The 12316-nt window shown below is 69.0% G+C and carries 12 protein-coding genes and 1 riboswitch; of the genes, 6 read left to right on the top strand and 6 right to left on the bottom strand.

What is annotated here, in order from left to right:
- Positions 1-9: 9 nt before the first annotated feature.
- Positions 10-678 carry a phosphoribosyltransferase gene (locus GONAM_RS21470; RefSeq protein WP_006868857.1) on the top strand — a complete coding sequence of 223 codons (669 nt, stop codon included), beginning with the start codon at positions 10-12 and terminating at the stop codon, positions 676-678.
- Between the two features lie 36 nt (positions 679-714).
- Here GONAM_RS21470 and GONAM_RS21465 read toward each other — a convergent pair whose 3' ends face one another.
- The 5 genes from GONAM_RS21465 to thiO form a co-directional block, all read right to left on the bottom strand.
- Positions 715-1473: an ABC transporter permease gene (locus GONAM_RS21465; protein ID WP_006868856.1), complete on the bottom strand. Its 759-nt coding sequence runs from the start codon at positions 1471-1473 to the stop codon at positions 715-717.
- Positions 1470-2456 (bottom strand): ABC transporter ATP-binding protein, encoded by a 987-nt coding sequence (locus GONAM_RS21460; protein WP_006868855.1) that lies wholly within the window; start codon positions 2454-2456, stop codon positions 1470-1472. Before GONAM_RS21460 ends, GONAM_RS21465 begins: the two co-directional genes overlap by 4 nt.
- A gap of 143 nt (positions 2457-2599) precedes the next feature.
- Entirely contained in the window at positions 2600-3421 is an 822-nt protein-coding gene (locus tag GONAM_RS21455) for a thiazole synthase (RefSeq protein ID WP_006868854.1), read from the bottom strand.
- On the bottom strand, positions 3414-3614 hold the full coding sequence (thiS, locus tag GONAM_RS21450; protein WP_006868853.1) for a sulfur carrier protein ThiS: 201 nt from the start codon (positions 3612-3614) through the stop codon (positions 3414-3416). Before thiS ends, GONAM_RS21455 begins: the two co-directional genes overlap by 8 nt.
- On the bottom strand, positions 3611-4675 hold the full coding sequence (thiO, locus tag GONAM_RS21445; RefSeq protein WP_006868852.1) for a glycine oxidase ThiO: 1065 nt from the start codon (positions 4673-4675) through the stop codon (positions 3611-3613). Before thiO ends, thiS begins: the two co-directional genes overlap by 4 nt.
- Positions 4669-4779, bottom strand: a riboswitch (TPP riboswitch). (Overlaps the previous gene by 7 nt.)
- A gap of 47 nt (positions 4780-4826) precedes the next feature.
- On the opposite strand from thiO, the gene thiE reads away from it, so the two are divergent.
- Both thiE and GONAM_RS21435 read left to right on the top strand, forming a co-directional pair.
- A complete protein-coding gene (gene thiE, locus GONAM_RS21440) occupies positions 4827-5513 on the top strand; it encodes a thiamine phosphate synthase (protein WP_006868851.1) in 687 nt (228 codons plus the stop codon).
- Positions 5514-5986: 473 nt separating this feature from the next.
- A complete protein-coding gene (locus tag GONAM_RS21435; protein ID WP_006868850.1) occupies positions 5987-6355 on the top strand; it encodes a hypothetical protein in 369 nt (122 codons plus the stop codon).
- Here the strand turns inward: GONAM_RS21435 and GONAM_RS21430 are convergent.
- On the bottom strand, positions 6352-6834 hold the full coding sequence (locus tag GONAM_RS21430; protein ID WP_040537177.1) for an NUDIX hydrolase: 483 nt from the start codon (positions 6832-6834) through the stop codon (positions 6352-6354). The two genes, GONAM_RS21435 and GONAM_RS21430, sit on opposite strands and share 4 nt — an antisense overlap.
- 273 nt (positions 6835-7107) lie before the next feature.
- Between GONAM_RS21430 and GONAM_RS21425 the strand changes: the two genes are divergently transcribed.
- The 3 genes from GONAM_RS21425 to GONAM_RS21415 are packed head-to-tail and all read left to right on the top strand — an operon-like array spanning position 7108 to position 12277.
- Positions 7108-8553 carry a GlnX family signal transduction membrane protein gene (locus tag GONAM_RS21425; protein ID WP_006868848.1) on the top strand — a complete coding sequence of 482 codons (1446 nt, stop codon included), beginning with the start codon at positions 7108-7110 and terminating at the stop codon, positions 8551-8553.
- The gene (locus GONAM_RS21420; protein ID WP_006868847.1) at positions 8550-9566 is read left to right on the top strand and encodes a glutamate ABC transporter substrate-binding protein; all 1017 of its coding nucleotides are present in this window, start codon (positions 8550-8552) and stop codon (positions 9564-9566) included. The genes GONAM_RS21425 and GONAM_RS21420 overlap by 4 nt, the downstream gene beginning before the upstream one ends.
- Positions 9566-12277: a serine/threonine-protein kinase gene (locus GONAM_RS21415; protein WP_006868846.1), complete on the top strand. Its 2712-nt coding sequence runs from the start codon at positions 9566-9568 to the stop codon at positions 12275-12277. Before GONAM_RS21420 ends, GONAM_RS21415 begins: the two co-directional genes overlap by 1 nt.
- Positions 12278-12316: the final 39 nt, after the last annotated feature.

Here is a 12316-nt window from a genome sequence, read left to right as displayed (position 1 = left end):
GACACCGTCATGTCCGGCCGCGTCTTCTCCGACCGAGTCGCGGCCGGACGTGCTCTGGGCTCCCGGGTCGCGGACATCCTGCGGGCCCGGGAGGACACCCGCGGCGCCAGGCCGGTGGTCATCGGCCTGGCGCGCGGCGGGGTCCCAGTGGCCCGCGAGGTCGCCGACGCGACAGGCGGCGACCTCGATGCCCTGGTCGTGCGCAAGATCGGCGCACCGGGGCACGAGGAGTTCGCGATGGGCGCCCTGACCGCCGGGCATCTCGTGGTCAACGACGACGTGCCCCGCCGACTGGGTGTCTCGCGTGCCGAGTTCGACGCGGTCGCCGACCGGGAACGTCACATCCTGAACGATCGTGAGGAGCTCTACCGCGGCGGACGCCCCCCGGTCGAGGTCGAGGACCGCGTGGTGGTGCTGGTCGACGACGGTCTCGCCACCGGTTCGACGATGGCCGTGGCCGTCGACGCGATGGATGCGGCCGGTGCGGCACGGTTGATCGTGGCCGTGCCCACGGCTGCCTCGGATTCGGTGGGCCGGCTCATCGATCGGGGCGTCGACGAGGTCGTCGTACTGACCATGCCGGAGCCGTTCGAGGCGGTCGGACTCTCTTACGACGACTTCAGCCAGGTCGACGACGACGAGGTGATCGAGTGTTTGGAGCGCGATCGCGGACGTTGAAGGTGGTGCACCAGAGCGCCACTGGGGATTCGCGTGTCACGCGTCCCGAGCACTGGTCACGAATATCGCGGTCGTCAGGAGGATCACGGTGACCGCCGCGAAGTACGCCAACGAGCCGTACGCGTTCCAGTAAAAGGCGGCGTCGCCGCCGGACAAGAAGTTCCACCCGTTGAGGAACGGCAGGAACGGCGTGATGTTCTCCCCGATACGCGGGAGCACGGACAAGATGCGCTCGAACGCGAACATCCACCCCAGCACGATCGCCACCGCTCCCGCGGAATGCCGTACCAGAGCACCCACCGACAACCCGATCAACGCACACAGCGTCGCGAAAACCGGAGTGCCCCAGAGTTGCCGAACCGTGTCCGGGCCACCGAGCGCGATACCGTTGCCCGTGAGCGCCTGTCCCAGAACAACCCCGAGCAGGCCCACGACCGCGGCCACCACAAGGGTGAGCCCGCCGAACACGACGGTCTTCGCCAGGAGCACGAGCGGCCGTCGGGGTACTGCGGCGAAAGTGGGTCGGATGGTGCCGAACCGGTACTCGGTGGTGACGCCGAGAACGGCCATGATCGCGAAGACCGCGACCCCGAACTGGTTGACGCCGACCAGGTAGTCGATGGTTCGGGTGTCGACCGACGCCGAGTCGGCGTAACCGCCGGACAACAGCCAACCGAGAAGTACCGCAACACCGATCCCGAACACGACCACCATCGCGAGACACCAGTACGGGGCCCGGGTGCTGGACAACTTGATCCGCTCGGCGTCGACCGCCGCGAGTGCCTGGCCGATCATCGCCGACTCCCTTCCGCGGCGCCCTGACCGCCCTGACCGCCGGGTCCGGATTCGACGGGCCGGAAGCCGTCACCCCCGTGATAGTCGACGGCGTGGGCGGTCATCGACATGAACACCTCCTCCAGCGAGGCCGATTCGGCGGCGAGCTCGTGCAGCGTCACGCCTGCCGCGGCGGCGATGTCCCCGACGCGGTCTGTCGTCGTGTCGGGCACCCTCATCACCGGCCGTCCCGCGGCATCGGGTGCACCGGGCGCCGGCGTGAGACCGGCCTGTTCCAATGCGGTGTGCAGCTTCTCGAGTTCGGGCCCGCGCACCCGCACCGACTGCCGCGCCCGACCGGTGAACTCCTCGACCGAGCAGTCCGCGATCAGACGTCCGCGGCCGATGACGACGAGATGGTCTGCGGTGAGCGACATCTCGGTCAACAGGTGACTGGAGACGAGTACGGTGCGTCCTTCGGCGGCCAACTGCCGCATGAAGCCCCGAATCCACACGATCCCCTCCGGATCGAGGCCGTTGACCGGTTCGTCGAACAACAGGGTGTGCGGATCACCGAGCAGCGCACCCGCGAGCCCCAGCCGCTGCGACATACCGAGCGAGAACCCACCGGCCCGCTTCCGGGCCACCGACGCCAGCCCGACGATCTCGAGCACCTCGTCCACCCGGGACCTGGGAATCCGGTTGCTCGCCGCCAGCCAACGCAGATGCGAACGCGCGCTGCGATTGGGGTGGACCCAGTGTGCATCGAGCAGTGCACCGACCTGACGGAGCGGGTGGTCGAGTTCGCGGTACGGCACGCCGTTGATCGTCGCGGTCCCCGACGTCGGGCGGTCGAGTCCGAGCATCATGCGCATCGTCGTCGACTTGCCGGCGCCGTTGGGTCCCAGGAAGCCGGTGACCCGCCCCGGCCCCACCTCGAAGGTGAGGTCGTCGACCGCGCGCTGACTCCCGAAATCCTTCGTCAGATTCGTTACCCGCAACACGCCTCGACCATAGCGGCCGGGCGGTGCTCCGCCGGGTGGTTGCGACACACCAGGCCTTCGAGGGTCGTCGACTTCGATACGCTCCTTCGTCGCTACTCGGCCCGGCGGCTTGCGCTCCTCGCACCTCAGGCAACAGGGGCGGCTCAGGCGCGATCCGGGGTCGGTGACGACGCCTGCGCCCAGAACCGTTTCGGGATACGACCCGCCTGTGCGGCGAGCCTTCCGGCGATCACCGCATGCCGCATCGCCGACGCCATCCGCTCCGGATTCTCCGCACGCGTGACGGCGGTCGCGAGAAGCACTCCGTCGCAACCGAGTTCCATCGCTCGGGCGGCGTCGCTGGCCGTGCCGATGCCGGCATCGAGGATCACCGGGAGCGGATCATCGAAGGCCGTGGAACAGTGGTCGACGATCATCTCGATGTTGTGCGGGTTGAGGATTCCGAGTCCGGTCCCGATCGGTGAACCGAGCGGCATCACTGCGGCGACCCCGAGGTCGGCGAGTCGCGCGGCGAGGACCGGGTCGTCGTTGGTGTACGCGAGCACCACGAATCCGTCGGCCACCAATGCGGCTGCGGCGTCGACGAGTTCGACGGCGTCCGGCATCAGGGTGCGCTCGTCGGCCACCACCTCGAGTTTGACCCAGTTCGTCTCGAACGCCTCGCGAGCCAGCTGCGCGGTGAGCACCGCCTCGGCAGTGGTGTGACACCCGGCAGTGTTGGGCAGTACCGCGATGTCGAGCCTGCGCAACAGGTCGAAGACACCCGTTCCCGACGCGGCGTCGACGCGACGCACGGCGACGGTCGTGAGTTCCGTGCCCGACGCGACGAGCGCACGCTCGAGGGACGCGAGATTCGTTGCGCCGCCGGTTCCGGTGATGAGTCTGGAGGAGAACTCGCGGCCGGCGATCCGGAGCGGATCGGCCTCGGAAACGTCTGCGCCGTCGATGATGTCGGATTCAGCCACCCTGCACCGCCGTCACGATCTCCACGACCGCTCCCGAGGTCATGGTGTGGGCCGACCAGCGTCCGCGCGGTACGACCGCACCGTCGACGGCCACCGCGATGCCGCGGTCCGGCAGCCCGAGTCGGGTCACGACATCCGTCACCGACGCGTCGTCGCCGACGTCGAGGTCCTCTCCGTTCACGGTGATGGTCACGCTGATGCTCCTTCCAGAATCCCGAGCACCTTGTCCGCCGTGCCCGGTGCGAGGACGATTCCGTTGCGGCCGTGGCCGGTCGCGACCACCGTGTGGTCGTCGATCCGCTCCACGATCGGCAGGCCGTCGGCGGTGCACGGACGCAGTCCGGCGCCCGCCTCGGTCAGTTCGTAGGTACGCAGCCCCGGCATGACCTCGATCGCGTCGGCGAGCAGATCGGCCACGCCGCCCGCCTGTGGGACGCGGTCATGAACATCCCCGGCCTCGTACTGTGTTGCGCCCACCACGATCCCGTCCGCGCGGGGGACCAGGTACACCGCCCGGCCGTGGATTCGGGCACGGACCACGTGTCCGGGCGGCGGGACCGACCACCGTGTTCGGCGCAATCGGAGGATCTCTCCCTTCGCCGCGTGGAGGGGTACGTCGGGAAGCAACGTCGCGGTGCCGAGTCCAGCGGCGAGGAGTACCTGATCTCGTGGACCGGCGAGTTCGCGCGCGTCGGTGAGGCTTTCCACCCGCGCATCCGTGAACCGCACCCCGGCCGCGGCCCCGCCGCTGCGCAGGGTCGCCAGCAGCCGCCGGTTGTCGATGGACCACTCCCCGACCGCCCGGTACCCGCCGATGAGTCGCGAACTCAACGACGGCTCCAGAGAACGGATCTCACGACCCGTCACCGTGCTGAGCGTGGCGTCGGTCCGCGGCTGGTTGGCCCAGACGAAATCGGCGAGGTGACGCAGGTACGCGGCGTCGGCCGCCGAACCGGCGACGAACAGGGAGTCGGTGGCCGTCACGATCGCGGGGTCGTCGAGCCGCTTCACCAGCGTCGGCCAGCGCCGCACCGATTCGACCGACAGCGCGAGCGCGGCCTCCTCACCCGGATGACCCTCCCCGAGCGAACCGAGCATGCCGCCTGCCACCCACGAGGCCCGCTCGTCGTGACCGGCGTCGATGACCTGGACTCGCCAGCCCGCATCGGCGGCGGCGAGCGCACAGGTCAGACCGACGACGCCACCGCCGACGACGGTGAGCGCACGGTCGAATTGTGCTGGGGTGTCGCTCAAGTCAGATCACCTTCCTTCGCCGGAATGACCCGGATCAGGTTCGACGGTCTGCGGAAGGGGTCCGCACTCTCAGCCCGCCTGCCCGGGCTCCCGTGTGTTCTCGCGGTCCACCCTACGCCCGGCCGGACCACGCGGGGCTAGCCTGGTCGCCGTGACGATCACCCCCGGCTCACGTGCCACCGAATCGCGCCGCCTACTGGACTCCGCCCGGCTCTACCTGTGCACCGACGCCCGGCGCGAGCGCGGCGACCTGCTCGAGTTCGTCGGCGCCGCCCTCGCCGGTGGCGTCGGCATCGTGCAGCTGCGCGACAAGGGGTCGGCGGGCGAGAAGAAGTTCGGCACGCTCGAGGCCCGGGAGGAACTCGAGATCCTCGCCGCGCTGCGGGGCGTCGTCGACGCCCACGGTGCGCTGCTCGCGGTCAACGACCGTGCGGACATCGCCGCGCTCTCGGGTGCCGACGTCCTCCACGTCGGACAGGGCGACCTCCCGCCGCAGGTGGCACGCCGGATAGTCGGACCCGACACGATCATCGGGGCGTCGACTCACGATCCAGCGCAGGCCGCCGCTGCCGCTGCCGACCCCGACGTCGACTACTTCTGCGTCGGCCCGTGCTGGACCACCCCCACCAAGCCGGGTCGCAGCGCCGCCGGCCTCGACCTGGTGACCACGACAACCGAGGCCTCCCCCGACAAGCCGTGGTTCGCCATCGGCGGGATCGACGCGCCGCGGGTGCCGGAGGTGACCGCCGCGGGTGCCCGCCGGATCGTCGTCGTGCGGGCGATCACCGCCGCCGCCGATCCCACCGCCGCGGCTGCGGACCTCCTCGACCGGTTGTAGCGCCGACCTGCTTAAAAGCACCCCCGAAATCCGCCCTCTGCAGCCGGACCTCGGACATATCTTCGTCGACGGCCCTCTGGAGGGCGGATCACGGGGGCGGTTTTCAGGGGTGGTTTTCAGGGGTGGTTTTCAGGGGTGGTTTTCAGGGGTGGTTTTCGGATCGGGCCCGGGACGGAATCCGTTTGCCTGATCCCGACACCGCGGTCTAGCCTGGACGGATCATGATGCTCAAGCGCGTGCTCGTAACCCGCCGCAGCGGGGTCTGATTCTGACCGACCCCCCGCTGCGGGTCGGTTGCGCGCTCCAGTCGGTCATCCGTTCTTCGACCGAAATCGGTTTTCGAGATGCATCTTCTTCATCTGCCCCACCCATCCTTCTCACGACACAGGCATGCGACCGCACCGTCGGGGGACCCCGTCACCGAGCACTTCGGCCGCCCGCTGCCTGCAGGTATGCGCGAGGAGGCCATCGGGATGAGCTGGCAACACTTCACCGACGAGTACGCATGCGGCGGTGCCATCCGCCTCGGCTCATGGTCGGTCGCACCGGCGCGGCAGGACCTCGTCGAATGCCGTGCGACCATCGCGATCGCCGACCGCATCATGTCGTGCAGCGCCGTCGCCGCCGGACCGCTCGGTGCGATGACGTCCATCCTGTACGACCTCGGCGCACCCGTTCAGATCCTGCGGCTGCACCAGCGCGAGGTCGACGACGCGATCGCCACGTTCCTGCTGTGTGAGAACAACGGCCGGCAGGCGTGGGCTTTCGGCGAGGGCCGAACCGGGGACGAGGCGAACATCGCCGCACTGATCTCCGGCGCCAACCGGCTGCTCGGCTCCTAACCCTGCGGGTCGAGTGCGGCGATGCGCTCGCGCAGCGTGGGCCAGGCCCGGCCGAACGCCGGATGCAGCGGCAGCTGATCGACGTGCTGTTCTTCGACCCAGCGCAGTTCCGTCGACTCGAAGTTGGCGACCGTGCGCACCGGCTCATCGGTCTCGGCGATGACCGTCGTGTAGGTCCAGCCGCCGGGTGACTCGTGGGTGACGACGGCGGCGACGACCCGCAGGTCCGCGCTGTCGATGCCGGCTTCTTCCTCGGCTTCGCGCATCGCGGTGTCGATCGCGCCCTCGTGGGAGTCCCGCGCACCGCCGGGCAGGGCCCAGGTCCCGCCCTGGTGGGACCACGCGGCGCGATGCTGGAGCAGAACACCTGTCGCGCCGTCGGCCAGCGGCGCCCGGAGCAGCAGACCCGCCGCGCCGTGGACACCCCAGTACCGTGAACCGTCGGGATCGATCACCCAGCCGTCGCCGTCTCCGCGCACCACGCCTCCTTGCAGCCCGGCGAGCCGTACGCCGGATTCCTCCACCGTAAGTGAGACTCGCGCGACCTGCCAGGGCGATCAGGAACCCGTCGGCGTGGCGACCGCGATGCCCGGAGGAACCCTCCTCGATGGCATAGGCTGAAACACGCACGACCCGGTGAGCGATGACCCAGATGAGTCATTCTTCTTTCAGGTCGCGGGAGCCGGCACGGGGACCGGGGACCGAGCGGCCGCACCGGAGACGATCCAGCGTTCGAGAAGGGGATCAGCTAGGTGACCGGCGATGCGTCCTCCGTGCGGACGGCACTCACCCGTGGCGGTCGCACGATCCGCCCCGCCCAGTCGTCGCCGCCGATCCGCCAGGTCCTCGCCGATCGTCGAGAGCTCGTCGCCACCGCACGCGAGCGCGCGCAGTCACCGTTCCAGACTCTCCGTCATTACTCGGGCACCACTCCCGGCAAGCTGATCATCATCTGCGTCATCCTCGTGCTCGGCTGTCTGACCACCGGCTGGTACGCCTCGATCGTGCTCGAGGACCGCACCCAGACACTGCAGCGTCTGATCGACCGGACCGAGCCGCTCGCCGAGGCCGCGCAGGTCCTCTACAGCTCGCTGTCGATCGCCGACGCATCCGCGAACGCCGCGTTCATCTCGGGCGGTCTGGAGACGCCGGAGTTGCGGGAACGCTACTCCGACGCCCTCGCGACCGCCTCGTCGTCGCTGATCCTCGCGACCGGGACCTCGAGCGAACCCGGGCCGGGGATGACAGAGGACGCGACCGAGCGGGCGCTGTCGGCGGACCTCGACACCCTGTCGACGTCGATCCCGGTCTACAGCGGCCTCATCGAGACGGCCCGCACCAACAACCGACTGGGCAATCCGGTCGGTTCGGCTTTCCTGGGTCAGGCGTCGTCGCTCATGCAAGACAAGATCCTGCCGGCCGCCCAACGTCTCTACGAGAGACGGTCGATGGCGATCGCCGACCCGCAGCATTCGCTGACCCGGCCGCCGTGGACGGTCTACATCCCGCTGTTACTGCTGCTCACCGCCATGGTGCTGACCTCCCGGTATCTCGCGCGCAAGACCCGGCGTCGTTTCAACCTCGGGATGGTCGCGGCGATCTTCGCGCTGACCCTGGGGACGGTGTGGCTGCTGGCGTCGGGACTGATGTCGGTCGCGGCGACCAGCAACGCCCGCACTGACGGCGCCGACCCGCTGCGCGAGCTGACCGCCGCACGCATCCTGACCCAGCAGGCGAGATCGGCCGAGACCCTGTCACTCATCCGCCGCGGCGATCAGGGCGGGCTGGAACGCACCTTCGCCGCAACGACCGCCAAGATCGCCGGCATCGTCGACGACGTCCGCGGCTCCGACGAGACGGGTTCGGTGTCGGATCAGCAGCTCGATGCGGTGAGTACGGCGCTGGCCGAATGGAAACGCACCGACGACGCCGTCCGCCGGTACATCCAGACCGGCGACTTCGACCGTGCCCGCCAGTTGACGGTCGGCGACGGCCTCAACAGCTCGGCCCGCGCGTACACGGCCGTCGACACCGCGCTGGTCGACGCGATCACCACCGCGCGGACGTCGTTCCGCGACGACATCAACACCGCCCAGCGCGTGCTCGGCTTCACCGGGACCGGCATCCTCCTGCTGTCGGTCGTCGCCGCCGTCGCGATCGTCGGCGGGCTCACCCCCCGAATACGGGAGTACCGATGACCTTCTCCCGGCTCCGCCTTCCCGGCCCCGCCCGCTCGCGGCGGCCGCTGATCGTCGCGGTCCTGCTGCTCGTGGCCCTGGTCGCCACGGGCTGTGTCCGGTTCCCCGCTCCGGAGGCACCGCCGCCGACCGCAACGGCCGGACCGCTGGTGTTGCCCGGCGTCCAGACCGACGTGCCGATCGAGCCGCCGCCGAGTTCGGAGGCGTGCAACGCGACCCTCACCCTGCGCCCACCCGCCGAGATGCCCGTACCAGGACGCATGCCGCCGAACTCGACGATGGCCGGCATCTTCGAACGCGGCCGGCTCATCGTCGGACTCGACATCGGGTCCAACCTGTTCAGCTTCCGGGACCCCATCTCCGGCGACATCCAGGGCTTCGACGTCGACATCGCCCGCGAGATCGCGGCGGCGATCTTCGGCGACCCGAACCGCGTCGAGTTCCAGGTGCTCAGCTCCGCGCAACGTATCGACGCGTTGCGCGACAAGACCGTCGACGTCGTCATCAAGACGATGAGCATCACCTGCGACCGACTCCGCGACATCTCGTTCTCGGCCCCGTATTACGTGGCGTCGCAACGTATCCTGTCGTTCCGCAACTCGAACATCGTCGGGCCTTCCCAGCTCGCCGACAAGCGGGTCTGCGCCGCCCGCGGCACCACCTCGATCGGCCGGATGCAGTCCATCCAGCCGCGGGTGCGGATCGTCAGCACCACCACCTGGGCCGATTGCCTCGTGCTCATGCAACAGGGCCAGGTCGACGCGGTCACCAGCGACGACGCCATCCTCGCCGGACTCGCCGCACAGGACCCGTGGGTCCGGGTCGTCGGCCCGAGTCTCGGTGAGGAGTTCTATGGCGTGGGCATCCCGAAGGGCGAGGACGACATGATCCGCTTCGTCAACGGGGTCCTCGAACGCATCCGCGCGACCGGCCGCTGGCAACAGATCCGCGATCGCTGGCTCACCATCCTCGACAGTGGATTCGGCGCACCGCAGCCGTACTACCGGGACTGATGCCCATGGATTACGCCGGCGAACCATCCCACGCAGACCCTCACGGCCCCGAGGGTCATGACGTACCCACCCCCGACACCCCGGAGGAGGTCGGTACCCAGCGCGTCTCTCTCGCCGACCTGATGGGCGACGACGAGGCCGACACCGATCGTCACGCCACCGACGCGCATGCCGCCGACGACCACACCACCGACGCCGAGGCCCAGAGCTCGCAGAACCCGGCCGAGAACGCGACCGACGATCACACGACCGATGTCCGTTCCTCCGACGAGGGCACCACCGACCAGGTCGTCGAGGTCGGCACGCAGAAGGCGGATCTCGACGCCCTGATGGCCGGAGCCGACGACACCGCCGACGACGACACCACCAGGCCGCGCGCGGTGGCCGACTCCGATGTCGGAACGCAGGCGGCCGCACCGGCGTTCACCGTCGGCATCGCGCCGCCGGACCGCTTCGACGGCCGGACCGACCGGGTCGTCCGCACCCGCGCCACGCCGGAACCGGATTCGGGCCCGCTCGGACGGCGACTCGTCCCACGACGACGCCCGCCGGTCCACGAGCGCCGCCTCGGCAGCGGCCTCGTCGAGATGCCGAAGATCACCGACATCGAGCCGGAGGACGCGGTCATCGACGACCCGGTGATCGCCGAGAGCAAGCGATTCTGCTGGCGCTGCGGCAAACCCGTCGGACGACTCGAGGGTGAGGGCGAGGGCCCGCCCACCGGCGACTGCGCCAACTGCGGTGCGCGGTACTCGTTCGTGCCGGGCCTCGCCCAGGGGACGCTGGTCGCCGACCAGTACGAGATCGCCGGCGCCATCGCCCACGGCGGACTCGGGTGGATCTACCTGGCCATCGACCGCAACGTGAGTGACCGGCCCGTCGTTCTGAAAGGTCTTCTGAACTCCTCCGATTCGGAGGCCCAGCGCGTCGCAGTGGCCGAGCGGCAGTTCCTGGCGTCGGTGAACCATCCCGGCATCGTCAAGATCTACAACTTCGTCGAGCACATCAGCGATGACGGCGAGCGTTTCGGCTACATCGTCATGGAGTACATCGGCGGTCAGACGCTCAAGCAGATCACCTCGGGCGACCCGGAGAAGTCGCTGCTGTCGGTCGAACAGGGTCTCGCCTACATCCTCGAGGTGTTGCTGGCAGTCGGCTATCTCCACTCGGTGGGCCTGGTCTACAACGACGTCAAACCCGAGAACATCATGGTCGGCAGCGACGAGGTCAAGCTGATCGACCTCGGGGCGGTCTCTCCGATCAACGGCTACGGACACCTCTACGGCACACCGGGTTTCCAAGCCCCGGAGATCGTCAAGACCGGCCCGCAGGTCGCCACCGACATCTACAGCGTCGGACGCACCCTCGCGGTGTTGACCGTGCCGATGGAGATGCGGAACGGGCGCTACGTCGACGGTCTCCCGGCCCCCGATGAGACCGCCGTCTTCCGCGACAACCCGTCGTTCTACCTTCTGTTGCAACGTGCCACGGCCCCCGATCCGGCCGACCGGTTCGCCTCGGCGGAGGAGATGAGCACCCAGGTGCTCAACGTGCTGCGCGAGACGGTCGCCGTGCACACCGGTGTCCCCCGACCTTCGCTGTCCACGGTCTTCACTCCGCAGCGCTCGACGTTCGGCACCGATCTGATGCTCGCCCCGGTCGACGGTTTCTTCGACCCCGACCAGGCCGCCTTCTACGATCCGGTCGACATCGCCACCGCACTCCCACTGCCCCTGGTGAATCCGTTGGACCCGGCCGCGAGCCTGCTGACGTCGGCCGCCCTGTCCGACCCGCGGCAGACCCTCGACTCGATCAACACCGCACGCGCCGAAGGGTTCGCATCGCTGTTCGGCGGCCGACCGGTGAAGAACGCCCACCCGTCGCTGGAGATCGACCTGGCCGAGGCGCGCGCCCACCTGCAGCTCGACGACGTCGACACCGCTCTCGCATTGCTCCGCGATGTCCGTGAGCACCACGGTGATTCGTGGCGGGTGGAGTGGTACATGGGCATCTGCGCTCTGATGAACGACGAACCCGAGCTGGCTTACGAACGCTTCGACGAGGTGCTGGGTGCGATGCCGGGCGAGGTCGCTCCCAAACTCGCGGTCGCCGGTACCGCCGAACTGATCGGGCGGTGGCTCGCCGACGAGAACGGGTCGGGGAAGTCGGCCGAGAAGATCTCCCGGCTCTACGACGTCGCACAACACCACTATCACGACCTGTGGCTCACCGATCACAGCATCGTGACCGCCGCCTTCGGGCTGGCCCGTCTCGCCGTGGCCGCCGGCGACTACGACGGCGCGATCCGCCCGCTCGACGAAGTGCCCGCCACCAGTAGGCATTTCAACACCGCCCGGGCGACGGCGATCATCGCGCTGGTGCACGGCCGGCCCACCTCGCAGGTCACCCGCAACCAGATCGTCGAGGCCGCACGACGACTCGAGCAGATCCCCGACACCGAACCCCGTAAGTCGCGCATGCTGCTGATCGTGCTCGGTACCGCGCTCGGCTGGATTCACGACAACCCCGAGGAAGAGGATTCGGACAAGGAACCCTCGACCCTCCTGGGCTTCCCTTTCACCGAGTACGGGATCCGCACCGGCACCGAGAGATCCCTGCGCCAGCTCGCCCGTCAGACCCGAAACAACCGCGAACACCGGTTCATGCTGGTCGATCTCGCGAACTACGTCCGGCCGAACACGCTGTTCTGACCTCGATACGCGGCGTCCTCGCTGCGCTCGGTCGTCGCT

Source organism: Gordonia namibiensis NBRC 108229, assembly GCF_000298235.1.
Classification (GTDB): domain Bacteria; phylum Actinomycetota; class Actinomycetes; order Mycobacteriales; family Mycobacteriaceae; genus Gordonia; species Gordonia namibiensis.
The sequence above is the reverse complement of the archived record's forward strand: the minus strand, read 5'-3'. Positions and strand labels throughout refer to the sequence as shown.